Origin of the sequence: Gimesia chilikensis (assembly GCF_007744075.1) — a bacterium.
GTDB lineage: Bacteria > Planctomycetota > Planctomycetia > Planctomycetales > Planctomycetaceae > Gimesia > Gimesia chilikensis_A.
Genome location: NZ_CP036266.1, coordinates 7,518,538 through 7,542,299 on the forward strand (window position 1 = coordinate 7,518,538; position 23,762 = coordinate 7,542,299).

The 23,762-nt window shown below is 55.0% G+C and carries 26 protein-coding genes; 15 read left to right on the plus strand and 11 right to left on the minus strand.

The annotated features are described in order from the left end of the window. Positions 1–53: 53 nt before the first annotated feature. On the minus strand, positions 54–1,100 hold the full coding sequence (locus tag HG66A1_RS28410) for a Gfo/Idh/MocA family protein (RefSeq protein WP_145192347.1): 1,047 nt from the start codon (positions 1,098–1,100) through the stop codon (positions 54–56). Beyond that, positions 1,097–1,441 carry a VOC family protein gene (locus tag HG66A1_RS28415; protein WP_145192350.1) on the minus strand — a complete coding sequence of 115 codons (345 nt, stop codon included), beginning with the start codon at positions 1,439–1,441 and terminating at the stop codon, positions 1,097–1,099. Before HG66A1_RS28415 ends, HG66A1_RS28410 begins: the two co-directional genes overlap by 4 nt. Here HG66A1_RS28415 and HG66A1_RS32250 point away from each other — a divergent pair. The 8 genes from HG66A1_RS32250 to rpsU all read left to right on the plus strand — a co-directional run bounded on the left by HG66A1_RS32250 (position 1,424) and on the right by rpsU (position 8,318). Then, on the plus strand, positions 1,424–1,582 hold the full coding sequence (locus HG66A1_RS32250; RefSeq protein ID WP_155365087.1) for a hypothetical protein: 159 nt from the start codon (positions 1,424–1,426) through the stop codon (positions 1,580–1,582). The genes HG66A1_RS28415 and HG66A1_RS32250 overlap by 18 nt on opposite strands. A 149-nt stretch (positions 1,583–1,731) precedes the next feature. Beyond that, positions 1,732–3,441 carry a hypothetical protein gene (locus tag HG66A1_RS28420; protein WP_145192353.1) on the plus strand — a complete coding sequence of 570 codons (1,710 nt, stop codon included), beginning with the start codon at positions 1,732–1,734 and terminating at the stop codon, positions 3,439–3,441. A 9-nt stretch (positions 3,442–3,450) separates the two neighbouring features. Continuing rightward, the gene (locus HG66A1_RS28425) at positions 3,451–4,326 is read left to right on the plus strand and encodes a glycosyltransferase family 2 protein (RefSeq protein ID WP_145192355.1); all 876 of its coding nucleotides are present in this window, start codon (positions 3,451–3,453) and stop codon (positions 4,324–4,326) included. Positions 4,327–4,361: 35 nt separating this feature from the next. Further along, positions 4,362–4,763 carry a GtrA family protein gene (locus HG66A1_RS28430; protein ID WP_197993705.1) on the plus strand — a complete coding sequence of 134 codons (402 nt, stop codon included), beginning with the start codon at positions 4,362–4,364 and terminating at the stop codon, positions 4,761–4,763. A gap of 26 nt (positions 4,764–4,789) precedes the next feature. Continuing rightward, entirely contained in the window at positions 4,790–5,614 is an 825-nt protein-coding gene (locus tag HG66A1_RS28435; protein ID WP_145192361.1) for a class I SAM-dependent methyltransferase, read from the plus strand. A gap of 107 nt (positions 5,615–5,721) precedes the next feature. Continuing rightward, complete coding sequence (locus HG66A1_RS28440) at positions 5,722–6,786, plus strand: Gfo/Idh/MocA family protein (protein ID WP_145192364.1); 1,065 nt, start codon at positions 5,722–5,724, stop codon at positions 6,784–6,786. A gap of 171 nt (positions 6,787–6,957) precedes the next feature. Then, positions 6,958–7,866, plus strand: a complete 909-nt coding sequence (gene thyX, locus HG66A1_RS28445) for an FAD-dependent thymidylate synthase (RefSeq protein WP_145192367.1) — start codon at positions 6,958–6,960, stop codon at positions 7,864–7,866. A gap of 254 nt (positions 7,867–8,120) precedes the next feature. After that, on the plus strand, positions 8,121–8,318 hold the full coding sequence (rpsU, locus tag HG66A1_RS28450) for a 30S ribosomal protein S21 (protein ID WP_144980715.1): 198 nt from the start codon (positions 8,121–8,123) through the stop codon (positions 8,316–8,318). A 63-nt stretch (positions 8,319–8,381) separates the two neighbouring features. Here the strand turns inward: rpsU and HG66A1_RS28455 are convergent, their stop codons facing one another. Beyond that, positions 8,382–8,945: a hypothetical protein gene (locus HG66A1_RS28455; RefSeq protein ID WP_145192370.1), complete on the minus strand. Its 564-nt coding sequence runs from the start codon at positions 8,943–8,945 to the stop codon at positions 8,382–8,384. A 114-nt stretch (positions 8,946–9,059) separates the two neighbouring features. After that, a complete protein-coding gene (gene ispD, locus HG66A1_RS28460) occupies positions 9,060–9,830 on the minus strand; it encodes a 2-C-methyl-D-erythritol 4-phosphate cytidylyltransferase (protein WP_145192374.1) in 771 nt (256 codons plus the stop codon). A 419-nt stretch (positions 9,831–10,249) separates the two neighbouring features. On the opposite strand from ispD, the gene HG66A1_RS28465 reads away from it, so the two are divergent. Then, complete coding sequence (locus HG66A1_RS28465; RefSeq protein ID WP_232106695.1) at positions 10,250–11,761, plus strand: sigma-54 dependent transcriptional regulator; 1,512 nt, start codon at positions 10,250–10,252, stop codon at positions 11,759–11,761. 51 nt (positions 11,762–11,812) lie between these two features. Here HG66A1_RS28465 and HG66A1_RS28470 read toward each other — a convergent pair whose 3' ends face one another. Further along, positions 11,813–12,385: a VOC family protein gene (locus HG66A1_RS28470; RefSeq protein ID WP_145044893.1), complete on the minus strand. Its 573-nt coding sequence runs from the start codon at positions 12,383–12,385 to the stop codon at positions 11,813–11,815. A gap of 301 nt (positions 12,386–12,686) precedes the next feature. Between HG66A1_RS28470 and HG66A1_RS28475 the strand changes: the two genes are divergently transcribed. Beyond that, on the plus strand, positions 12,687–13,598 hold the full coding sequence (locus tag HG66A1_RS28475) for a TolB family protein (RefSeq protein ID WP_145192377.1): 912 nt from the start codon (positions 12,687–12,689) through the stop codon (positions 13,596–13,598). A gap of 47 nt (positions 13,599–13,645) precedes the next feature. Continuing rightward, entirely contained in the window at positions 13,646–14,575 is a 930-nt protein-coding gene (locus HG66A1_RS28480) for a TolB family protein (protein WP_145192380.1), read from the plus strand. 3 nt (positions 14,576–14,578) lie between these two features. Here HG66A1_RS28480 and HG66A1_RS32255 read toward each other — a convergent pair whose 3' ends face one another. Further along, on the minus strand, positions 14,579–14,752 hold the full coding sequence (locus HG66A1_RS32255; RefSeq protein WP_197996853.1) for a hypothetical protein: 174 nt from the start codon (positions 14,750–14,752) through the stop codon (positions 14,579–14,581). Continuing rightward, a complete protein-coding gene (locus HG66A1_RS28485; protein WP_145192383.1) occupies positions 14,753–15,151 on the minus strand; it encodes a BlaI/MecI/CopY family transcriptional regulator in 399 nt (132 codons plus the stop codon). Between the two features lie 305 nt (positions 15,152–15,456). Here HG66A1_RS28485 and HG66A1_RS28490 point away from each other — a divergent pair, with 305 nt between their 5' ends. Next, positions 15,457–15,999: a DUF2617 family protein gene (locus HG66A1_RS28490; RefSeq protein ID WP_145192386.1), complete on the plus strand. Its 543-nt coding sequence runs from the start codon at positions 15,457–15,459 to the stop codon at positions 15,997–15,999. A 58-nt stretch (positions 16,000–16,057) separates the two neighbouring features. Beyond that, on the plus strand, positions 16,058–16,792 hold the full coding sequence (locus HG66A1_RS28495) for a hypothetical protein (protein ID WP_145192389.1): 735 nt from the start codon (positions 16,058–16,060) through the stop codon (positions 16,790–16,792). A gap of 18 nt (positions 16,793–16,810) precedes the next feature. Here the strand turns inward: HG66A1_RS28495 and HG66A1_RS28500 are convergent, their stop codons facing one another. Continuing rightward, complete coding sequence (locus HG66A1_RS28500) at positions 16,811–17,584, minus strand: CPBP family intramembrane glutamic endopeptidase (RefSeq protein ID WP_145192392.1); 774 nt, start codon at positions 17,582–17,584, stop codon at positions 16,811–16,813. Further along, complete coding sequence (locus HG66A1_RS28505) at positions 17,581–18,864, minus strand: HD-GYP domain-containing protein (RefSeq protein WP_145192395.1); 1,284 nt, start codon at positions 18,862–18,864, stop codon at positions 17,581–17,583. Before HG66A1_RS28505 ends, HG66A1_RS28500 begins: the two co-directional genes overlap by 4 nt. Positions 18,865–19,381: 517 nt before the next feature. Between HG66A1_RS28505 and HG66A1_RS28510 the strand changes: the two genes are divergently transcribed. After that, entirely contained in the window at positions 19,382–20,317 is a 936-nt protein-coding gene (locus tag HG66A1_RS28510) for a serine acetyltransferase (protein WP_145192398.1), read from the plus strand. Positions 20,318–20,480: 163 nt separating this feature from the next. Here HG66A1_RS28510 and HG66A1_RS28515 read toward each other — a convergent pair whose 3' ends face one another. Next, complete coding sequence (locus HG66A1_RS28515) at positions 20,481–21,305, minus strand: FHA domain-containing protein (protein ID WP_197996854.1); 825 nt, start codon at positions 21,303–21,305, stop codon at positions 20,481–20,483. Positions 21,306–21,717: 412 nt separating this feature from the next. Continuing rightward, entirely contained in the window at positions 21,718–22,815 is a 1,098-nt protein-coding gene (locus HG66A1_RS28520) for a hypothetical protein (protein ID WP_145192403.1), read from the minus strand. Positions 22,816–23,025: 210 nt separating this feature from the next. Between HG66A1_RS28520 and bioD the strand changes: the two genes are divergently transcribed. Further along, positions 23,026–23,754 (plus strand): dethiobiotin synthase, encoded by a 729-nt coding sequence (bioD, locus tag HG66A1_RS28525; protein ID WP_145192406.1) that lies wholly within the window; start codon positions 23,026–23,028, stop codon positions 23,752–23,754. The last annotated feature ends 8 nt before the right edge of the window (positions 23,755–23,762 follow it).

Sequence of the window (23,762 nt, forward strand, 5' to 3'; positions counted from 1 at the left end):
TCACCCTGGATCGCTCGCAGGGTGAACCGGCTTTTCTTGTTTCAAGCTAACTGCTAGTCCTTCAGCGCTGCCAGCTTCTTCAACGCTGCCTGATGCGCCTGTTGATACACATCCTTAAGTGCAACGGGCTGACCACCGTTGGTTTTACTCTGATCCGCAGCTGACATGAACGTATAGATCTCCATCGTCTCCGCCGGACTCACCGGAGCCTTCCCGGTCTGGAAGAATTTCACCACTTCCACCAGCAACGGTTCGTATCCGCTGAAACTGCCAATCGGGGCAATCCCCTTACTCCCGTAGACCGTTCCGCCGTAACCTCCCTGGTAGCCGTTGTTCTCTTTTCGACGTCCGCGGAACGTACCGATCCGGCCGTCTTTCCAGGTCCCCACTGCCAGATCCGTATTCGGCGTATTGACGCGGACCACCGTTTCACAGCCCGGCCCCATGATCGTATACAGCGTTTCAACGCCGTGAATTCCATACCAGTAAAAATCGGGATGGGTGCTTTCCATCGGACAGGGACTGAAGGCATCACAGCCAATGATCTCACCCACCACACCGCTGTTAATCTTCTTCGCACCATCGGTGTATCGCAGTGATGAAGAACTGAAGACCGGGGTCTTGTACTGTTTCGCCGCCTCATAAATGGCAATCACATCCGTCAGATCACCGGCGACCGGCTTGTCGACAAACAGAGGCTTCCCCGCTTTGAGCACGGGTAATGCCTGTTCGAGGTGCACGCGACCATCGTTGCTCTCCAGCAGCACCACATCGACCTCATCCAGCAACGCTTCAATACTGGGTACAATCTTCACCCCCTGTACCGTCACCTGCTCGGTGATCTGGGGAACGGATTCCACGCTCTCCTTGATGTCTCGACTCCCCTGAGGATAAGCGGCGACCACGCGACAGGCTTTGAACTCGGGAAACTTCGGCTCCGCGCTGTTCAATATTTTCGTGAAGTTACTCGAATGCGAAGTATCCAGGCCAATGATGCCGATCTTCAGCGGTTTCGTTTCCTCCGCAAATGAAACCTGCGTCACACAGCAACAAAGGATCAGACAGACAGCCACACACAGGTAACCACGTAACAACGTCATGATGTCAGTTCTCCAAATTCGGTACCCTCTGAGAACTCCATGAATTCATAGACGGCACCATCGATCAACACAAAAACCACTTTCAGATTCTCCATCGCCTGGAACGGCCCCAGCAGAACGTGCAAGCCGTCTATTTCTTTATCGATATCAGGCACCTTAAAGGCGATGTGCGGCTGACAACGAACCGGTCCGGTGACCGGCGTATCGGGCTCGAACCTGAGATATTCGATTTTATAAGGATGCTCATTCGGGTTGGTGACATACACCTTTGTTTCTTCCACGTAGATTTCGCCCGGCTGTGGATCGTCGGTAATCACACCCACATGATGAAACTCTCGCATGGCAGCTCCTTAAGCTGGGGGACTTCGAACCGGCTTCAGGCAGCCGGGTTCGCAGACATCGATTCTACCGGCACCGATGCGTCCGATCAAAGGGATGCTGCGGAAATGATGCGTTTCGGCAACATCACAGCCCGCACCTGAAACACATGATCCGCTCGATTACCGCAAAAGTCCCTGTTCCCCTCTTGTCATCCCTCGTGTTTGCCCCGCACAATATTTTCTCCTCTCCTCAACAAAAGACTGCCGCGAAATCACGCTTCTTCCGGATACCGTGACCACAGCCAACACCCATGAATAACCTCTTACCTCTGATCATTGTCTGCTGCGCCAGCGCGATTGCCATCTGCAGCCCGCACCTGACGGTCTCTATTCTGAAACCGTTCCGCTGGCTCATGCGCTGCTTTTCTGACAGTGTCACCCGGGGTGTCCTGTTCTTCTTCTGCCTGACGCTGCTGCTGGAACTCGGCATCGGTCTCTGTATCCGCATTCCTGCCCCCATGGTCCACGACGAGTTCGCTTACCTGCTCGCTGCAGATACCTTCGCATCCGGCAAACTGACCAACCCCACGCATCCCCAGTGGGAACACTTCGAAAGCTTCCATATCATTCACCAGCCTACGTACCAGGCGAAATATCCACCCGCACAAGGACTGTTGCTCGCTCTGGGACAAGCCACGACCGGCTATCCGATTGTCGGTGCCTGGCTCGGCATGGCTGCCGCCTGCGGTGCCATCTTCTGGATGCTCTGCGGCTGGGTCCCACGACGCTGGGCCGTCTATGGCGGCTTTCTCGCCGCGCTGAATGCATCGTTCCTCACCGGCTGGGGACTCTCTTATTGGGGAGGTCAAGTCGCTCTGCTCGGCGGGGCCCTGCTCTTCGGGACGCTCCCCCGTCTGAAACAATCGCCGCGCAGTTCCACATCCCTCGCGCTCGCCATCGGTCTTGTGCTGCTGGCCAACAGCCGCCCTTACGAAGGTCTGCTGGCAGCGATTCCCGCGGCCCTCGTTCTGCTGATCTGGCTCATCGGTCATAACTCACCGGGCTGGCGCGTCGCCCTGCTGCGTTGCGTCTTACCGATGCTCCTCGTGCTGCTCCCCGCTTTTCTCTGGATGGGCTATTACAACTTCCGCGTGACGGGGAATGCATTGAAATTCCCATACCAGGTCTGGATCGAACAGTACTGGCCCCATTCCCTCGATGGCATTCTCGTCTCCAGCGAGGAAACACCCGACACGGAAAAACGGTTTCGCTCGATCTACGGCTACGATCTCGACGCCTCGCCTGCGAACCAGCTGATTCAACATGAATTCGACAGCACCCGTTTCTCGCTGCCGGTCAAACTGTTGAAATTCGACCTCGTCTATACGGGTTCCTACATGGTCGGTCTGATCTGCCTGTTGGGGGCAGGAGCACTCTTCCGCAACCGGGCGAATCTGTTTGCAGTCGGCACCTCCGCGCTGGTCATCGCGGGAGTTCTGGCCCAGGACACCTCCGGACACCCGCACTACCTCGCCCCCATCGGCTGTCTGCTGATTCTGCTGCAGGTCCAGTGCCTCCGCTACGTGGCTGTCTGGAAACACCACTGGCGACCCGTGGGAAGCACTTTGATCGCAACTGTTCTCTTATTAACTGCTCTGACCACCACCGCCAGCGCCGCCTCGGGGGCCCTCCCGACTGCTGTCGCGGAATTCCATCAATGGGCTCGCGCACGTCAGCAGATCCTTGAACGACTGCAGTCGACACCCGGAAAGCACCTGGTGCTGGTCAACTATCACCAGAATCACAGCGTACACAAAGAATGGATTTATAACCGGGCTGACATCGACGGCGCCAAAGTCGTCTGGGCTCGGGTCCTCGAACCTGATAAAAATCAGCAACTCTTGGACTACTTCAAGGATCGCACCATCTGGATCGTAAACGGCGATGCAGCCTCTCCTGAATTGCAGCATTACTCCGACCGCCCGCACCACAAGGAACAGAAAGAACAGCCACCGCGCTGAACCAGGCCTATGTCACTGCAACAATTCACCGTCATCGTTCCCCTGTATAACGAAGCCGCAGCGCTGCCGGCAGCGATCGTCGACCTGGAAGCCATCCTGGCCGAAACGGGACCGCATGAACTGATTGTAGTCGATGATGGCTCGACCGACGGTTCTTCCGCAGCCCTCAAGGCCCTCCGCGAAACACACCCCGATCTCAAGCTGTTCCACCATGAAACGAACCAGGGCTACGGCGCTGCGTTGAAAACAGGAATCCGCCACGCCAGCCATGACTGGATCGTGATTACCGACGCGGACGGAACCTACCCCAATGCACGGATCAAAGACCTGCTCGCCCACATGGATCAATACGACATGGTGGTCGGCTCGCGCACTGCAGATGACGTCGAGTATTCCACGCTGCGAAAACTGCCGAAATTCTTCCTCAGACACTACGCATCCTGGATCGCCGGCCGAAACATCCCCGACCTGAATTCCGGGCTCCGCGTCTTTCGCCGCAGCCTCGCAGAAAAGTTTCTGGGACTGCTGCCGGACGGGTTCAGTTTCACCACAACGATTACGCTCGCCCATCTCACGAACCAGTACACCGTGCATTACGAACCGATCGGCTACGCCCGCCGCATTGGCAAATCCAAAATACAACCGATCCGTGACACCCTCCGTTTCCTGCAGCTGATCATCCGCCTGGGCGTCTATTTCGCCCCCCTCAAAGTCTTCGGGCCCTTTGCCGTCATTCAACTCATCGCGTTTTCGATTTCGATCTGTTACGACGTATTCGTCTTACAGAACATCACCGACAAATCGGTCATGCTGTTGATGTTCGGCATGAACACTGCGTTTTTCGCCCTGCTCGCAGATATGATCGATAAACGCTGCCAGAAGTAGTTACCCGTTTTCCTGTTTCTGTTGAGAAAAGTACCGTGTCCATCGCCCACAGGATTCCCCATAAAGCAACCCGATTCGCACTGCTGACCATCGTGAGTCTGACCACGAACCTCAGCATCGCCTACGGACTGTTCTATGCCGGGGTTCCCGAAGCACTCGCGTTCGCCAGCGCATTGTTGACCGCCTTCGTACTCAACTTCGCCGGCTGCCGCTGGTTTGTGTTTCTCTCCACAGACACACCCCTCACCAGACAACTCCTGCACTTTGCATTGACCAACGGCTCGTTTCGTCTTTTGGAATATCTGAGCCTGCTGGCGCTGAGTGCAATCGGATTTTCAAATTATTACATCCGCGTCATCACCGTCCTGGCGACCTCGTTTGTATTGAAGTTTTTTGTATATGGCAGATTTGTCTTCGGCCAGAATCGTCCGTCCTGAGAAAAGCAGGTCCGTCACGCTAAATCATGAATGATCAAAGCCCGTCCGACAATTTGAATCGACTCCCCACGGGAGAGCAGCCCACAGACCACGCCACGCGTGACCGGGAACTGTTCGACCGCATCGCAGGCGAGTATTGTCGCAAGGACCTGCTCCCCGCCTCGCGCGCTGCGCGGCGTCACCGCCTGTTGCAAACCCTGCAGGCCGCCCCCTTCTCCCAAAACGCGGCAGTACTGGAAGTCGGCTGCGGAGCGGGCTTCGCTGCCCAATACCTGCAAGGACACATCGGCGACTACTGTGGCGTCGATTACTCCACAAACCTGATTGAATATGCCCGCGAGTTTAACGCGGGACCAGGCATTCAATTCGTGGCACAGAACATTCAGGAGTTCCAGCCGGGCCGGTCGTTCGATCTGATTTTTGCCATCGGCCTGCTGCACCACCTCGACAATCTCGACGCCACACTCGCAGCACTGGTCCAACTGTTGAAACCGGGAGGCTGGCTCGTCGCCAATGAACCGCAGCCCGCCAACCCGGTGATCTCCTTCGCCCGCATGATCCGCAAACGCATTGACGCGAACTACTCCTCCGATCAACGGGAACTCTCGTCAGCTGAACTGCAGGCGGCCTGCAGCCGCGCCGGTCTCACAGACATCCGTCTGCGCCCTCAGGGACTGTTTTCAACCCCCTTCGCCGAAGTCCCTCTCTCTCCACAGTGGCTCACCACACCCTGTGCGAAACTGGCCTGCTGGACCGACGGCTGCCTGGAGCACCTGCCCGCCTGGCTCTTGAACAGACTGACCTGGAATCTGATCATCGCCGGCCAGAAGCCTGAGTCATTCATTGATTGAGAAATTCTCCGCTGCACAGTAACCGTGTATCCTTTACAGCCACAACGAAAATGAAGACACTGAAATCCTCTGAGTTTTCAACGTGACCGTGGTAAGAGGAGACTGTGATGGAACAATTGAAAGTCGGCATTATCGGAGCCGGTGGCATCGCCGCCAAAATGCATCTGCCGGAACTGCAGACCGTGAGCAACTGCGACGTCCTGATGCTCGCCGGCCGCAAACAGTCCCGCCTCGAAGTCCTCTGTCGCAAATTCAACGTTCCCGAATGGACCCACAATTACCAGGACATTATCGACGACGAACGCATCAACGCCGTCGCCATCGCTCTGCCTCATCCACTGCACGTCGAATGGGGCATCAAAGCCATTCAGGCTGGCAAGCATGTCTACATGCAGAAACCACTCAGCACATCGATGGACGAAGCCGATGCATTTGTAGAAGAGACCGCCAACCACAACCAGACGGTGCTCGCCCTCCCCTACATGTCTAACCCGCAGGTGCTGGCCACCCGCAATTACATTCAGGATGACAAACTGGGGACGATCTCTTCGGCCCAGGCCCGCGCCAGCCATGGAGGACCCGAAGTCTATTACGCCGGCATTCAACAGATCCTTGAAGAAAAGTCATCCGACGACCTCTGGTTCTTCGACGCCGACAAAGCCGACGTCGGCGCCCTGTTCGATATGGGCGTCTACGCCATCGCGAATCTGGTTGGCACCGTGGGCGCAGTGAAATCGATCACCGCGAAACTGACGACGGTCGCCAAGCCGACCCGCCTGGAAGACACGGCGTCGATGATCCTCGAATTTGAAAACGGCGCCCTCGGCACCGCGCAGACCGGCTGGTGCGATGCCGCCCGGACATACGAATTTTCTGTGCATGGCACCCGGGGCAAAATTGTCAGCTGTCGTCAGCCCAAACTGCTCAGTTATTTTTATCCCAGTTCGGACGTCGACGAAGACCTGCCGCTCGTCGAAGAGTCGATCGACCTCTCGACCTATCCCGTACAGAATTCGCACCAGCACTGGGCCGCCTGTATCCGCCAGGGAATCCAGCCCCCGCTGTCGAACGCCTCCACGGCCCGGCATGTGACCGAAATCCTGCTCGCCGCCCTCAAATCCTCGCGGGAAAACCGGACGGTGGACATCCAGTCCCGACTCACGATTTACTGAGATCCAATCCGATTCCGGCGGGATTTTGCCGATTTTGGCAGACTCAGCCGCCGGTACGGTGTCGTTTAAACGCCCGGTTGACTATAAATGGCTGTTGGCAGATTGCATGCCTCTGCCTGCCCCTGATCTCATATTTCAATTCTCTTTTGATACTTGCTGGGAGTGTTTCCGATGACGGAGCGGTCTGAACTCGTTGAACAGCTTCGCTGGAAAAAAGTTCCTGTTCTCAATGACGGGTTTGTCTGCCTGGTCGACGTGATGGGCGACGACAGCTCAATTGTTCAGGCAGCCCGCGTCAGCTACGGAGAAGGGACCAAACGCGTCTCCGACGACCGCACACTGATCCGCTATCTCATGCGTCATCGTCACAGCACCCCCTTCGAAATGGCCGAATTGAAGTTCCTCGTGCGTGTCCCCATGGACTGCTGGCGTCAGTGGATCCGGCACCGGACCGCGAACGTCAACGAGTACAGCACCCGTTATTCGGTCGCCATCGACTCCGCCCAGACCACGCTTCCCGGTGAATGGCGGACCCAGGCCACCTCGAACCGGCAGGGCAGCGATACCCCTCTCCCCGAGGATGTCGGCGCTCAGCTGACTGCGGAAGAAACCGAATTTCAGGAAAAGGCCCGCGCCGTCTACGAAGCCCGTCTCGAAGCTGGCGTCGCCCGTGAACAGGCTCGCAAAGATCTGCCCCTGGCAACTTACACCGAAGCCTACTGGAAAATCGATTTACATAACCTGATTCACTTCCTGAGTTTACGCATGGACTCGCATGCACAGTGGGAGATTCAGGAGTACTCGCGGGCCATCGGCGAACAGATCGTCAAACCTCTGTTCCCCGTCGTCTGGGAAGCCTTTGAAGACTACCGCCAGGGGGCCATGTTCCTGACCCGTCTCGATAAAGGGGTCATCGAACGCCTGATGAGCCGGGCCGCCGAAAAGTCTCTGGCACCACCGTTCTCGTCCGAACTCTTCCTCGAAGTGCAGGATGAGACCTGGAAATCGCTCAAACGCAGCCGGGAACGGGACGAATGTCAGTCCAAACTGGAGCGGATGGGGATCCTCAAAGCCGAATAGACGTGCTCGTCCGAACACTTCTTGCAGGAAATTCATCGAGTATTTTCCGCGGTTGGCTTTGCAGAACCTGATGGGTTTGTTATCTTTATCGGTCCCGCTCTGTAGCGCGAGGTCCCTTTGTGCGACCCGTTACAGTCGAATTCGTCTGAATTCTCATCTTAGATGAGACCGATTGATATTTAAGTAGATCCCGATTTGAGTGGATCTGTGAACCAGACAATGACAGAAATCAGGAAAAAGAAAAGGTGATTTGAGTGGTTAAACTTCGGTTACGAGAAAACGAATCTATTCAGGAGGCAGTCAAACGGTTCCGCAAGATTGTTGAACACGCTGGTATCAAAAAAGAAATGCGTCGCCGTGAATACTACGAAAAGCCCAGCGATGAAAACCGAAGAAACAGACGACGTGCAGAACGGCGTGCCCGTCTCTCCCGTCTGCAGAACAATCAGTAACCACTGAGATCTGACAATACACAAAAAACGCATCCCTTTTCGGATGCGTTTTTTTATGCGCCCTCAGTTCTCCGATTTCGTTTCAGCCGCCGCGGCTTCTTCTGCAGCCTGTTTGTCCCTCGACGCCTTTGCCTCGGCTGACTCTGCCGCCTTCTGCTTAACGTGTTCCTTCTGTCCCTTCACGAAGGCGTCCATTCGCTCCTTCGAAATCCGGGGCATCCCACTTACCGCGTTTCCTTCGGCAGCGGTATCGAACACAATCACCTGGCCATCATTGTCCACCAGCATCCGCAGATGGTACGTCTTGAAGACGCCTCCCCAGCGATAGTGGTACAGCTTCAGAATCGCCCCTGATTCATCCAGTTCCTCGGAAGGGCTTCCCTGAATCATGCTGGCCTTGAAGTCTTCAAACGGAACTTCCCCTGATCTTCCCGCGGCTTCCCTGGCAGCGTCGAGATTATCGAACGTCTTTGCCTGCGATGTCTTGGCCCGCCATTCCAGGAGTACCACGCCCAGCAGAATCAGAATGAAGACCCAGGAAATAATCCGCCGCTGGGTACTGACTTTCTTCTTTGTGGAAGCGGGTTTGGAATCGGGTGTTTCGGGAGCATCGGGGGTAGAACTCATGGTCTCTTCCTTTATTGAACGGGGATCACTCGGTTCAAGTCTAACCCGCGCCTTTCAGAAGCTCAAACAGAAACCACGGCTTCACATAAGTTTTACCAAACTCACATCCGCGGCTTACAGGATCCCCCGCGGCTCCTCATCCGCGAAGGGATGCAGCGCCTGAATTCCCTTGGGTTTGGGCAGGGCATTCACCAGAGCTTCAGCCATTTTAAAGTCGGCGGCCGTCGTGATCTTCTGGTTCAGGGGAGAACCTTCCACAATCGTCACCGCCTGTCCGATATGTTCTACCAGTTGTGCTTCATCCGTAGGCTGGAAATCGCCCCGCTTCGCATAGGCGTCGAGCAGGATCTGCCGCTGAAAGACCTGCGGCGTCTGCGCTGCCCAGAGATCGGTACGGTCGACCGTTTCCTGAATCTGCCGATCCTTGCCTGCCCGTTTGAGTGTACTCGAAACCCGCACCGCGGGTATGACAGCGTGGTGCTTCTCCGCCGCAGCAAACAGTTCTCCCACCCACTTATCGGTAATCAGCGGTCGAGCTGCATCGTGGATGGCCACGTAATCGATGTCGGCTTTCACACGGGCCAGCGCATTCTGTACCGAGTCCGCCCGCTCTTCTCCCCCGGGAACGATTTCGATATCCATGAACGCCAGATTCGGACGGAACTTCTGCTTGAACCATTCAATATCATCCGGGGAGACCGAGATAATCAGCTGCTTCACATCTTCGCGGTTGGAAAAGATCTCCGCCGACCGCACCCAGACGGCGCGGCCTTTCAGATCCATGAAGGGTTTCTTCTGCGGCCCGGATCCCAGGATCTTCGCCCCCTTCGACTGAAACCGGCTGCTCTTTCCTGCTGCTGCCAGGATGACTGCAAACGTTGCCACTGCACTATCCTCTCTGATGTTACTGACATGAAACCGTCTTGCTGTTTCTGAAGTTTAACAAGCCGTAAATCGTCATCCAATAGCGCGCCCCTGTCAATTTCACCGTCCCCCGTTGAAATCGTTACGATCCCTGCAATCAGCAGCCCACAACCGTTGTCAAAAAACAACACGCGCGCTGCATGATGCCTTTTCACAACAGACCACGGTGCCTTTCCCAGGCATTCCAGACAGCTTTACTTTTCTCAAGCTGTTTGACTTCAGTCACTTAAACAGAGTCCGTCTGAATTCCTTTACAGTCTGGCACTGCATTTGTTTAAAAACAGAAGCACTTCGGTCAGACACGCTCGCCGTGTTAACACCAGATCGAGGTTCAACATCCTGAGTTACCACCTGGTCATCTGGAAATAGAGAAAGTCATTATGGAACTGCCTACACTGATTCTCGTCACACGCGATACTGTCCTTCAGCAACAGATCCTGGCACATTTCAAGAAAACATTTCATTTGATCATCTGCAGTACTCTGGAAGACTGCCTGGCCAACTGCCGGGAACAGGAGATCGACTCCATTCTCGTCGATCTGCGGTTCCTGATTTCAGGCGGACACCAGGAAGACCATCTGCTCGAGCAGATTGAACGCCACGCCCCCGAAACCGAACTGATCATGCTGACCGAGGAGGAATGTCCGGAAATCCTCGAACGTCGAGTTGCCTGCGGCACTCTGAAACACATCAGAGGTTTCGCCAGCGAAGCGGAACTGCTGCTCGACATCGACTCACTGTTGAACCCGGAAGAAAAAGTACTGGTCAGCGAAACCATGTCCATGAACGCGGGCGGTACCCCCGTCGCATCAACCGGTGGTAGTGCTGGTCGAGGCCGTTCCTCTGGTTCCCGGCACAACAGTCAACAGGAGGAGATCCCACTGGAATCGGACACATCCATTCTGCACGGGATTACCCGTCGCTTTGAAACCAGTTCGCATGAGATGAAAATCATGCTCAACGAACTGGAAATCGCCGCTCAGCACGATGTCACCGTACTGCTCATCGGGGAAACCGGAGCCGGCAAAACATATCTCTCGCGGCTGATTCACGAAGTCTCACCCCGACGGGATGAGCCCTTCCTGAACGTCGCCTGTGGTGCTCTGCCCAACGACCTGATTGAAAGTGAACTCTTCGGCCACACCCGTGGTTCGTTTACCAGTGCTCACGCCGATAAGGAAGGTAAGTTTCTCGCTGCCGGCCGGGGTACGATTCTGCTGGACGAAATCGATGTGCTCGGTCCCGAACAGCAGGTCAAACTGTTACGGGTCATCGAAACCGGCGAGTTCGAACCGATCGGTTCCAATAAGACACACGTCAACCAGGCACGACTCGTCGTGGCCAGCAACATGGACCTGCAGCCGCTGGTTGAACAGGGTAAATTCCGACCGGACCTTTACTATCGTCTTAACATGCTGAAGTTTGACGTCCTTCCGCTGCGTCGTCGCAAGTCGGACGTCATCATGCTGGCAACCGGTTTTGTCAAACAGATGTCGACGAAACACAATATCGTGATTGAAGGCATCGACGATGAATTTCTTGACGCCCTCCACGCCTACCCCTGGCCCGGCAACGTGCGTGAACTGGAAAACGTGATTCGCCGTGCCGTGATTTACTGTCGCGACGGTGTCTTACGCAGAGAGAATCTGCCGACACACATTCTGATGGGACAGGCCGGACCAACCAACGATCCGTCGGTCATCCTGGGTCACCAGAGACAGAGCGACTCCGAACGACTGGGCGATCAGGTCGCGGTTACCGAGAAAGAACTGATCGAGCAGGCTCTGTTCAAGAACAACTACAGCCGCACCAACACGGCGAAAACACTGGGCATCAGCCGCGTCACGCTGTACAACAAAATGAAGAAGTACGGTATGAGCACAAAAAAATGATGACACTCGATCGAGTGTCATCATGGTTGATTCGTCTGGAATGAAGGTCGATTATTTCTTCGGACCGACCAGTTCGACCAGGTTGCCATCGGGATCGCGAACCAGTGCCAGGTAAACCCCTTTAGGGAAACCTTCCGGCAGTGAGATCGGTCCTTTGGCAATCGGCTTGACGCCATAAGCTTTCGCCCGTTCAAGGGCGGCATTCATGTCTTTGACGTAGAGCGTCAGGTAGCTCACACCCAGTGATGAGTGGATGAAGGAGTTGTCGACCTTCTTACCCGGTGCCTCTTTGAACTGCATCAGTTTGACATTGGTCGCCGTTTTATCATTCGCCAGTACCAGGGGATACACTTTGAACGCCTGGTAATCGGACAGACCCGAGTCGCCTCCCATTTCGGGAGTCACTGCGAACATCTCGCGTTCCTGCATGCCCAGAGCGTTCTTATAGAACTCGAGAGATTTCTCCAGGTCGCTGACCACAATCCCAAAGTCAACGGTGGATTTGGCATATTCGACATCCGGCACAGTCTTGCTACTGGCGGCCCACGCGGCGATCCCACTGACGATGAACACGATCAACGTCGTACAGATCAGCTCGCGATTCACAAAACTGGGATTCTTCATCAAGCAACTCCTGAATTAAAAAAAGATCAGACCTACTCTTCCCCTCGCAGGTCTTTATTACATCAGGCTACTTGCATCTGAGGCAGACCTCAAGCCGATCTCATCCCTTTCTGCAAAACTAACTCAATTCCCCACTTAGTTCAAAAACTGATCTTGTGATTTCAGGCAGACTCGTTCTACACCCCACAACGATACGCGCCGATCTGTGATTTTTTCGTTGAACCACTTCCGGGAAATGCTATAACAGCTGAACACCGCCTGCCTGAAAATATGACTATTGTGATTTCGAAAAGGATCCAAGATGAAATCAATACTGCCCGTGCTCACCGGCTGCCTGATCTGTCTCACACTCGTTCTCACTCCCGATTCTGAGTCCCGCGCGGATGAGAAAAAGCAGACCAACCGCACCCGCTTCTATATCGCCTCCCCCGAGGGCAAAGATCCACAGGTCTTTTTCTTCGCAGAAGACTACTACAACACCGGCTCCCCCGTGTTTTCTCCCGATGGCCAGAAGCTCGCCTTCGACGGCTGGAAATCGCAGGAGGGGGAAAGTTTCTCGAATGTCCACATCATGGTCGTCAACGCAGATGGATCTGACTTTAAGGTCCTGCGTCCGGGCGCCATGCCCAGCTGGTCACCCGGCGGAAACCGCATCGCCTTCTCCAAGCCCCCCTACAGTGTCGCGGTGATGGATGCGGATGGCACCAATGAGAAAATCATCGCTGAGCGAGGCTGGGGCGGACAATGGTCGCCCGATGGAACACGCATCGCCTACTACTACGGCAATAATATCCGTATATATAACCTGATTGAGGACACGACGACCGAACTCTTTCCAAACGACGACAATCCTTACGCCAGTTTCACCTGGAACATGACCTGGTCCCCCGACAGCAACTGGATCTGCATTTTGGGCCGACGGGCTGAGGACCGGAGTTACGATGTCCTCACCGTCAACACCGCCGGCAGTAAGGAAGGATATAAAGTTCATTTCAACAGTAAACGCTCTCCTTACCAGGACATGGCCTGGTCGCCACGGGGAGACCAGATCGTCTTTGGCTCTCCGACCTCGCCTCGACAACTGCTGCAGTTCAATCCCGCGGAGGATAAACCACCCACGCCGCTGGACATCACCGTGGACGGAAACATCAACGGCGACGTCACCTTTTCACCCGACGGTCAGCGGCTGCTATTCAACGCCCGCGATAAATAACGAGAGCTTGCTTATCTGCCAAATCCTGTAATCACAGAGAGAATCATATGAACTCCTATTCCAAACTGCTAACACTCATCTGTACGATCGGCCTGATCTGCCAGGCTGGTCTCTCCAGTTACGCCGACGAAAAAACGAACGTCAAACGCGTGCGTTTTTATCAGGTCTCACCTGAGGGAGGCGCAGCGAAACTGTTCCTTGTACCCGGTGAATACCATACCGCCGGCTCTCCGGTCTTCTCTCCAGACGGCACGAAGTTCGCCTTTGATGGTCGTAAATCACAGCAGGGAGAATCATTCTCGGACGGTAAAGTCATGGTCTGTAACACGGATGGCAGCCAGTTGAACGCGATCGGTTCAGGCGTCATGCCCAGCTGGTCACCCGCCGGAAACCGCGTTGCCTGCTCCAGCATTTCACCACGAGGTGCAGCTGTGATGCACGCAGACGGCACCCAGCGGGAACTGATCGTCCCGGATAGCTGGGGCGCACAGTGGTCCCCGGATGGCAGAAAAATCGCCTACACCTTTTACGGCCCTGGGGGCGTCACCATCCAGGTCTATGATCTGATCGAAGGCACAACGATCAGCCTCTTCTCCCTGGGCGATGCGCCCTACAACAGTATCTACTGGAACATGGCCTGGTCGCCTGACAGCAACTGGCTCTGCTTCAAAGGCCGCAGGTCCGACAACGGCACCTACGACATCGCCACGATCAACGCCGCCGGCAAAAACGCCGGTTATAAAGTGCACTTCAACAGCGATAAAGCCCCCTACGCCGACATGGCCTGGGATCCGCGGGGAGACCGCATCGTATTCGGCTCGGGAACCCGGCCGGGAAAACTCATGCAGTTCAATCCCGCGGAAGACAAAGCCCCCACCCCGATCGACATCCAGGTCACAGGCGACATCATCGGCGACGTCTGCTTCACCCCCGACGGACAAAACCTCGTCTTCAACGTCAGCGGGACGGAGGAGTAAGACTTACTCTTTTTTATCACCAACCTGGGGCAGGGACGGTGTGACCAGCAGAAAACAACGCTTACCCTGTTTCTGGTAAGTTAATCCCGCCTGATCCGCACCACTCTGCAGATCAGCCAGACGATCAGCGCCAGCAGCGTGCACTGCCAGACCTGTTGCCAGACGAGATTGATCCACTCAGGACTGATTGCCGCCATCCCGCTCCTCCGTTAAGTCATCCAGCAATGATTTTAACGCGTCCAGATCTTTACGGCTGACGTGGCGATCTTCGATCAGATGCTGCATCAGCGGGAACGCCTCGCCGGCAAACAGACGGTCGACCAGGTCGTCAACCGTTTCGCGAATGACGGTACGGGGTTTGATCCGCGGGGAATAGACGCGGGTCCGTCCCTCCAGCCGGGCCTTGATGTAGCCCTTCTGTTCCAGTCTGCGCAGATAGGTCTGCACCGTGGTGAAATCGATGCCCCGCGACTCGGGAAATGTTTCAAACACTTCGCGGACCGTCGCCTGTTTCAGATCCCACAAGGCGCGGGCTACTTCCATTTCGCCTTTCGATAAGGCGGGCCGTTCCGTCATGCCTCTCTCCTCAAGTACAAGTGTAATTGACGCAGTTTAATTACATTTGTACGTGAGTCAAGCCCCTTCTTTAATAGAGGGCTGTGAAAAGAACCTGCCTGCGAGCAAAGTCAATTCCAATGCAGGCTTTATCAAAATTCGGGGCGACTTTGAATTTCTTGGGAATGCATGTTTGGATTTAGTCTGCCAATCGCTTAGAATCGATCCATTCAGAGTTTCAGACCACCCGGGTCCTGTCGGGCGCCGACAGTCTCTGATACTAAGTGTTTATATGACAGACAGTTCCAATCACTGGATTCATAACAATGAGTGTCCGTTCCGCCAGACCGAAAGTAAACGACCTGATCTTTCGCTTAATTGGGCGCTCGATTCACCCGGAGCTCTACACCACCTGCGCCTCGGTTGACATCCTGCAGAAAGACTTCGCAGCCACACTGCGCGTCTGTGAAACCGGCCACATTGCCAGCATTCAGCACAAGGGCCACGCGGTCTGTGAGATTCTGACTTCATTTCAGAATCCGCTGCCCAGCCAGAAACGACTGCTGGAAAAACCGGTACGCGGCTGCCGTTCTGAATCCGTACGACTGGAGTCCGGCCTGTATTACCAGGTGAGCTATCAGCTCGAGGAACTGGATTACGTCATTTTTAAAAACGTACACGAAGAATATCTGATGGATGCCCAACGGGCCGACCTGGCGTATCATTTCATCTCCGAAAGCCGCCTGACCCCCGGTGCGTTAAGCATCATCGATTACGAAGCCAATCAGAACAGCCTGTTGATTCACGCCTTTCATACTTTCCCCGATGAACTGGCCGTGGTGAAGACGCAGTCGCTGTTCGAGTTCTGAAACATCAACGTAAGGGATCAGACTGATCTACGTCATGGATGACGGGGGAACCGAAATCATGATACGCGATCTACTGTTTTCTCGACCCGTGTGGCAACGACTCAGCGCCGTTCTGTGCCTGATCGTTCTCTGCAGCGCCACTTCCGCCGAAGCCGCGCATCACAGCAGCTACTCGTATCAGCGCAATCCCCACGCTTCGTCCGTCTATTCACAGTACCGCCGTACGCACTACAACAGGTATGGTTACAACGGCTATCGCTACAACGCCGTTTCGTATCGCCCCTATCCTCCCGTGGCCCGCTCCACGTTCTACGGATACGGCGGTCGTCGCTACACCTACCGCTATCGGCCTTACTCATCGTTCGCCTACGGGTATCGTTACTACCGCCCCGCGTATTACGGGTATAACTACTATCCGCGTACAAGCTACTCTTATTTCGGGAACAGCTTTAACTCGGGCTACTATTATCGCCCGTTCTGCGGCGCCTGGGGTTCGTACTCATCCTGTTACTGCTCCCCCTTCTCCGGGATCGCCAGTTCGTATTACCCAGCGTACAGCAGCTACGGCGTCTGGGGCGGACTCGGCAGCTATGGACCGCTCTGGGGAAGTTACACGCCCTACTGGGGCTCCTACTACGGAACCCCCTGGTCCTATTATCCCGGCTACTTCGGCGGGTATTACGGTCCCTACTGCGGAATCTGGCCTTATCGCCCCACACTCTATCAGAGCATTGTCTTCCAGTCCGGCTTCAATGTCGGCTATGGACGGGGCAGCTACTACAGCTTCTGGTAGAACCAGCCAGCAGCGGTCTTATTCGACTGTAATCTCCAGCATCATCACTCCGACGATAATATCGTAAGTCGCGTGCGCCCCCACGGTGATGCCAAAACCCCGCAGAAAAAACAGGCCGGCGAAGAACAGCCCCGCCAGCGTGCGGAAAGTGAAGCTGAATACCGAAAACTGATCCCCGGTGGCACCAATGTAATGCGCCAGGGAAAAGATCAGGCTCGTGGAAATAATCGCCAGCACCGCCGACCAGCGAGCCTGCAGCATCATTCCCCGGAACAGCAGATAACAGATCGGCAGCAGCAACAGCCGGAACATCACCTCTTCATACACGCCTGCTCCCACAAAACTGACCACGCGTGAAGCCGATTCCTGTTTGATAAACATCATCACCGGGGAGGGTAACTGCTGAAAGACCAGATCCTGCACCTGGCCCAGCACGATCAGACAGAAGGCAAACAACAGACTCTCCGCGAACATCCCCACCAGCGTCTCGGCAGAGACCTTCCACGGATGTTTGCAGCACAAATGCCAGACCAGCAGCGTTCCCACAATCAGGCAGGGCAGCAGAAAGGTCTGTGTCAGTCCCAGTTGTGAAAGCCAGCTCCGCATCCAGTAATCCGCGCCATTACGGAGCAGTTCCGGCTGACTGCCTCCCATCGAGAGGACTCCCAGTTCATAAATCAGCAGCAGCGGCGTCAGAAATACCAGGCAGACCAGGGGCTGCCTGGCTTCGAACCAGTAGCTGTCACTTTCCAGAGTCATGGTCTCTGCAGGTGCGTTCTTTTTACGTGTCATATCTCAGTCTGGTGATCAGTAACAGAATCTTTTAACCGGGATTCCGGATCCAGCGAAAAATGGGGCGACGCCAGTGCGGTATGCGCCGCATCGGGTCGATAACTTTGAAAACGTTTCAGTGAAAAGGGATCGTTGTGTCGATCTGCCTCATGCAGTTCTTCAGGCAGCTGCTTATCCAGCGCCAGAAACAGTTGCTCCGAGACCTTCGCATCCCATTCCCCTTGCAGGGTTTCGCGATACAGTTGCAGAGCCGCACCGAAGGCCAGCTCTTCCCCATCGCAGGTACGGATGCCGTCAGCCGTCAGTTCACGACGATCGTTTTTCAGTTCGAGGTAGCGGCAGATCACTCCCATCCGCCGCGAATGTTCGCCCAGGTGATACGTATGCAGCCGACGTGGATAGCCGGTCCCGTCCAGTCGTTCGTGATGCTGAGCCACGACCTCAGACAGGTACGAGTCTCCCGGAAAGCCCCGCAGGCCACCCAACAGAGCAGCTCCCAGAATCGGATGCTCGCCCCGTTCGTCATTTCTCTGATTCTCCTGGCCGCCTGCTTTCTTCGCCAGCTGGGGATTCAGCATCAGCCAACCCAGGTCGTGCAGCATACCGGCCATCATTAACAGATCGCAGCTGTCGCGCCACGCCGGAATCTGGCGGCTCACATAATAACTGCACCGCGCGACTTCCAACCCACGCAGATAGATCAGAATATCCGGATGGGCAATCTGCTCTCGGGCCACCGCTTCCATATCCCGCAGTGACAGAAACAACAACTGCCCCGGATCGTCCAGGTGCGCATCGTCGTGTTTAATCTTCCGAATCAGATTCAACAGGTAATTCGGGTTGCAGTAGGACTGCGTCCAGATATCTTCGGCCGCCAGTACCAGCTGTTTGAGATAATGGACCGTTGTCTGTGAAAGTAACAGCTGTTGTCGCAAATAGACCAGTTCGGTCTGAACGAAGTCCAGAATCCGTGTGAGGTGTGGGAGCTGTGATGCAGAGAGTGTCCGAACCGCGGTCGCATCCAGATACAGGTGGCACCGCTGCAGAATCACATTCACCCGGGCCTGCAGTTGTTTCAGTTCCTGCTGCAGCGCGGGGATTTTCAGTTCCCGGTTCTGTCGATCCAGCTCGCGAAACTGATCCTGCAGAGCAGACAGGACCGCCGCATTCCGCGGCAGCGGTTCTGCATCATTCACGCGGGCACAAAACGCCTCCCACTCATTCCGTTCCCGACGGATGGTCGGCGTGAGCCAGCGAAGAGATCTGGTGGAATGGTTCACAGGGTGCCCTCGTATTACATATTCATCACGGGTCTACTTCGGATACGAAGGAGGCGGTTCCCCCTTCTCTCTGTTTTATCGGCTCCCCGCGCCACAGGCATTGAAAAGTTTGCCTGAGTTCAGATTGGGTAAGCTGACCACAGTCATGCTGTATCGTGTTGCGTGTGAGCAACTTACGAAGTTCGTTTTTTGCACCCGCGGGCACAGGTGACAGAGTTGCCCTTCTGCGCTGAGAATCTATGACACGCCGCTGTCAGCCGATCCACACATCCGGATAGAGGGATTGTAAGAAATACTCAATTTCCGGTGATCAGGACGCCGATTTGAGACTAAGCAGCATTTTTTCCTCTGTCTACTTGTCGTTGTTTTGCCGGCGAGCATAGAATTGCAGGAATGGTGCCTGTCAGCTAAGGCAAAATTAAGAACTTTTATCGATCACAGCGTGTCCTGATCAGCAGGGATTGAAATCAGGCACCCGACCCACTATCGACACTCATATACAGGCAGGAAAATTCAAATGGCTACGGATTTTCGGCAAAAAGAACGGCTCCCTGAACTGACTGACCGAATCGTGGAAACCTACCACGAGATTGGCACCATTCATCATCTGGGGCATTGTCCGCTTCCCAGCCAGGACGCCGTGATTGAAGCCGCCCAGGAACTGAAAGACGTCATCTTTCCCGGATACAGTCGTCGTCAGAACCTGCACATGAGCAACGTGACATACCATGTGGGGAACATTATTGACTCCCTGCACGATATTCTCACCGTACAAATCGGCCGCGCACTGCGGCACCAGCATGTTCAGCAACACGGAGCCGACTGCGAGAAACTGCAGCAGATCGACTTCGAAGCAGAAGGACAGAAGAAAACGATTCAGTTTCTGGAAACCATTCCGGAAATCCGCCGCGCCCTGGCGACCGACGTCCAGGCGGCTCTCGACGGAGACCCCGCAGCGACCTGCTTCGATGAAATCATCTTCTGCTACCCCGGACTGGAAGCCATCACCGTTTACCGGCTCGCCCATCAGTTATACCGACTCAACGTACCCATCATTCCGCGTATGCTCTCGGAATGGGCTCACTCACAGACCGGGATTGATATTCACCCGGGTGCCACCATCGGCCACTCGTTCTTCATCGACCACGGTACCGGTGTCGTGATTGGCGAGACCTGTGAAATCGCCGAGAACGTGAAGGTCTACCAGGGGGTCACCCTTGGGGCACTCAGCTTCCCCAAAGACTCCGAAGGCCGCATCATTCGCGAACAGAAGCGTCACCCCACCATCGAGCGGGGCGTTGTGATTTATGCGAACGCCACCATCCTGGGAGGCGATACTGTGATCGGCCACGACTCCGTGATTGGCGCCAGCGTCTCGCTGATGAAGAGCGTGCTACCCAATACGATCGTCACCATCGAAAAGCCGTCACTGCGGTTCCGCGAAGCTTCCTGAACTTCGCTGCTGAATAAGCTTGAAATCGAGATCGACCAAGACCGTGTTCCCACACGGTCTTTTTTTATGGCTTTAGCATGGGGTCATGTACTGCGCATAAAAAAATCCTGTGTGAGTCAGATAACTGACCGCACACAGGATTGATCGCAATAATATTGTTTGCTTAAGCGATGGCTCGGTGGGAACCGCCATCTTCTTTCCGATCATCCCGGAGCGAACCGACGTGATCCAGGGTCGTATCTAACTGAGATGCCAGCTTCTCCTGTGTTTCCAGCAGGGAAGCAGCAGCAGCTTCATACTGACGCTCGCGGCTGGTCAGCTGATCCGCACGCATTTGAAGTTCTGCCGAGAACCGTGTCAGCTCTTCCATCATCGTTTCCAGGTCAGCCATCAGGTCCGACTGTTCCTCAACAGACAGCTGGTCATGCTCCGGTTCGTCTTTCAGTTGATGTACTTGTGACAGCAGGGCAGCGGCTCCCTGCTCTCTCCGGGACTCATACTGCTCGATCATCTGTACGTCCTGTTCGATCAGGTCGACCAGTTCAGATGCGGACAGGTCCTTGAGAATTGTTTCATTCGTCATTGAGTGATCTCTTTTATCTGGGGTGATGGGAGCGCTCGTCTCAGCAGGCGAGCCAGATAATCCTGCGCGGGAAATGCTCATGGCTGGCTGGGAATGCTGACCCTGTCGAAACACAAATTCAATGGGACCGATGGTGATCACATCACCGTCAGCCAGTACTGACGTCTGATGTGGAATCCCGTTGAGTAACAGTCTGGGTTGAGGAGCAAGTGCCTCGATGGTGACTTCGCCCTCTGCAATTTGGAGAACCGAATGCAGAATCGGCATCGACTGACCGGAAAGCTGCAGACCGCAACAGGTGCCCGCGCCGATTGTCAGACGGTCTCCCTGGAGAGGTCGCACGGGAAACCGGGTTTTCCCTTTGACAATTTCCAGAGAATGCTGGGGGGAAGATTCTAAGACCACAGACTTTTCAACCTCATGTTGAGACAGGAACTTGATAATTCCTCAGAACCCTGTTTTTCAGGGCTACACAACACTGAATCGACCGTCAGTCGAGGACAGCATAAGGAAACCTTGGAGTTACTCTTTGATCAATCTCCATTGATGGTTTACTCAGCTTTCCGAACCAGACTCTGCGCATCATAGGTAAAATAGAACAACACAGAACGGGCAAGCCCGCATAAAAACAGGTAAGCAAAGCAGACTTTTTCAGTCAGTTGCTTTGTAGATCCTTGTCAATAAAGGAAACACCTCAGTCCGATTTTGAAACGCAGTCAGACAGGCGAAATAACGGCATATCTGACTAGAGGCGCCAGTCCGTTCACCCGTAACGGGAGGGAATTCTCAGCACAGCGCCCTTTTTCGAGCGGGCTGCTCAGTCGATCTTGCCGCCTGGCAGATCACGCTTGGTAGGCGGTGGCAGATCCGGTTCCGGCGGTTTCGGAGAAGAGGGAGGCGGCTTGTAACCTTCACAGGTCAGCTTCAGGTTACCTCCCAGCGGAACGCGGAAATCAGAATTGGGATCCAAAGCCGTCCAGCCGGCCATCAGGTCTCGCTGATCCGCATAACTTCGCGCCACAAGATAGGTATCATAGCTGTCTGCCCAGACGCGGAAGTCCAGATAGAACAGTTGCGGGTTGATCTTGCGGATCTCCTGACGAAACAGCGCATTCGACTTCGACAGCCGTTCCGTCGTATCGCCTCGCCCCTCGCGCAGCTCCAGTAAGAGATAAGGAACGCCCCCGACAGCTTTAAGCTTAATCCGCCAGTCCCGGTTCCCCACATTCTTGTTTTCGAATAACTCTTCCAGCTTCGCACAGTCCACGGCCTGCTCAGGAGCAGTTACCAGTCGGCTCTGTGCAATCGCCTGGTAGGCCAGCTGTTGCAGTACAGGGATTTCCACACGTATCACACGACCATGGCGGCAGATGTACTCGATGGGCTTCGCCCCTTTAGGTGCGTCGCGGGGGTTGGGCAGATTCACGATTTTTGCATTTGGCGTTGGCCCTGGATCGGGGGTTTTCGCCAGTTTCGCTTTGATGTCTGCCAGTTCTTTTTCCCTGGTGACAATCTCTTTCTCCAGTGTCTGTACCTGCTTATCGCGTTCGTCGATCTGCTTTTTGAGCTTATCGATATCGACCCGGATTTCTTTGAGCTTCTCCAGCTCTTTCTTCAGCTTCTCCGCCAGGGCCTGCTGCTCTTCAACGTTGACGTTATCTTTTTTCTGTGTCAGTTCTTTGATGGTTTCCAGCTGTTCTTTTTCCAGCGCCAGTTTCTCACGCAACTCTTTGACGTTCTGCTGAGACTCTTCCATCGCTTCTTCAGTGACCGCGCCTTTAATACGTTCGACGGCCTGCCCCACACCGAGCTGAGTCACGGTGAGCAGAATGACCAGAATTCCGACTACATTGGTCATCGTATCCAGCAATGAGTCGAGGCTGGCGCCCCCGGAAGATCCTTTTTTCTTTTTCATGACACAATCTGAATTGCTACTATACTGAATATTCGTTTCGATCCCGCAGGCCCTGTCTGAAAATTCGGCCTGAATTTCAGACCGGAACGGCCCTGCGGTTTGCATTCGTACCCCTCTCATCATAAAAGCGGAGCAGGGCTGATCGCAAGCAGCGACTGGCAGTACTTCCCCTGAAACTGATAAGAATCCCGACTCGGCAGGACACCGCTTGTGGACGTTTTTCCATTACAGATCCCCGGATTGATGGTCGTCGGCACCGATACCGGCGTCGGCAAAAGCTACATTTCCGCTGCCATAGCCCGGCAATTGACCTCAGAAGGGGTTCGCACCGGGGCCTACAAACCGGCGTGCAGCGGCAGCGTCATCGACGATTCAACGGGCCAGCCTTACTGGGAAGACGTCGAACTCCTGCGTCAGGCCATCGGCGGTACCGATCTACCCCCTGAACGGATCTGCCCGCAAACCTTTCACGCCCCGCTGGCTCCACCGGTGGCCGCAGAAAAAGAGGGCCGTCCCATCGACGAAGCCCTGCTCCTGGAAGGAGTTCGCTGGTGGGAGTCTCAAGCCGAGTTCCTGATCGTCGAAGGGGTGGGAGGCGTGCTCTGCCCCCTCTCCTCTCAGCAGCTGATTGTGGATTTCGCAGCGAAACTGAAATATCCCCTGCTGATCGTAGCCCGCGCCGGTCTGGGTACCATCAACCATAGCCTGCTGACGATTGAGGCCCTGCAACAGCGCGGCCTGAAAATTGCCGGCCTGATCTTGAATGACGTCGACCCCGAACTCAGCGACGAATCCCGGCTCTCCAACGCCGAACAGATCCAGTTGTGGACAAGCGTGCCTGTTTTGTCTTTTGTCCCCTTTGACTGGCAATCAAACTTGCTTCGGTACCAGAGTCAGGACAGAATAGACTGGAGACAAGTGTCGCAGGATCTCCTCTGAGTGCTCAT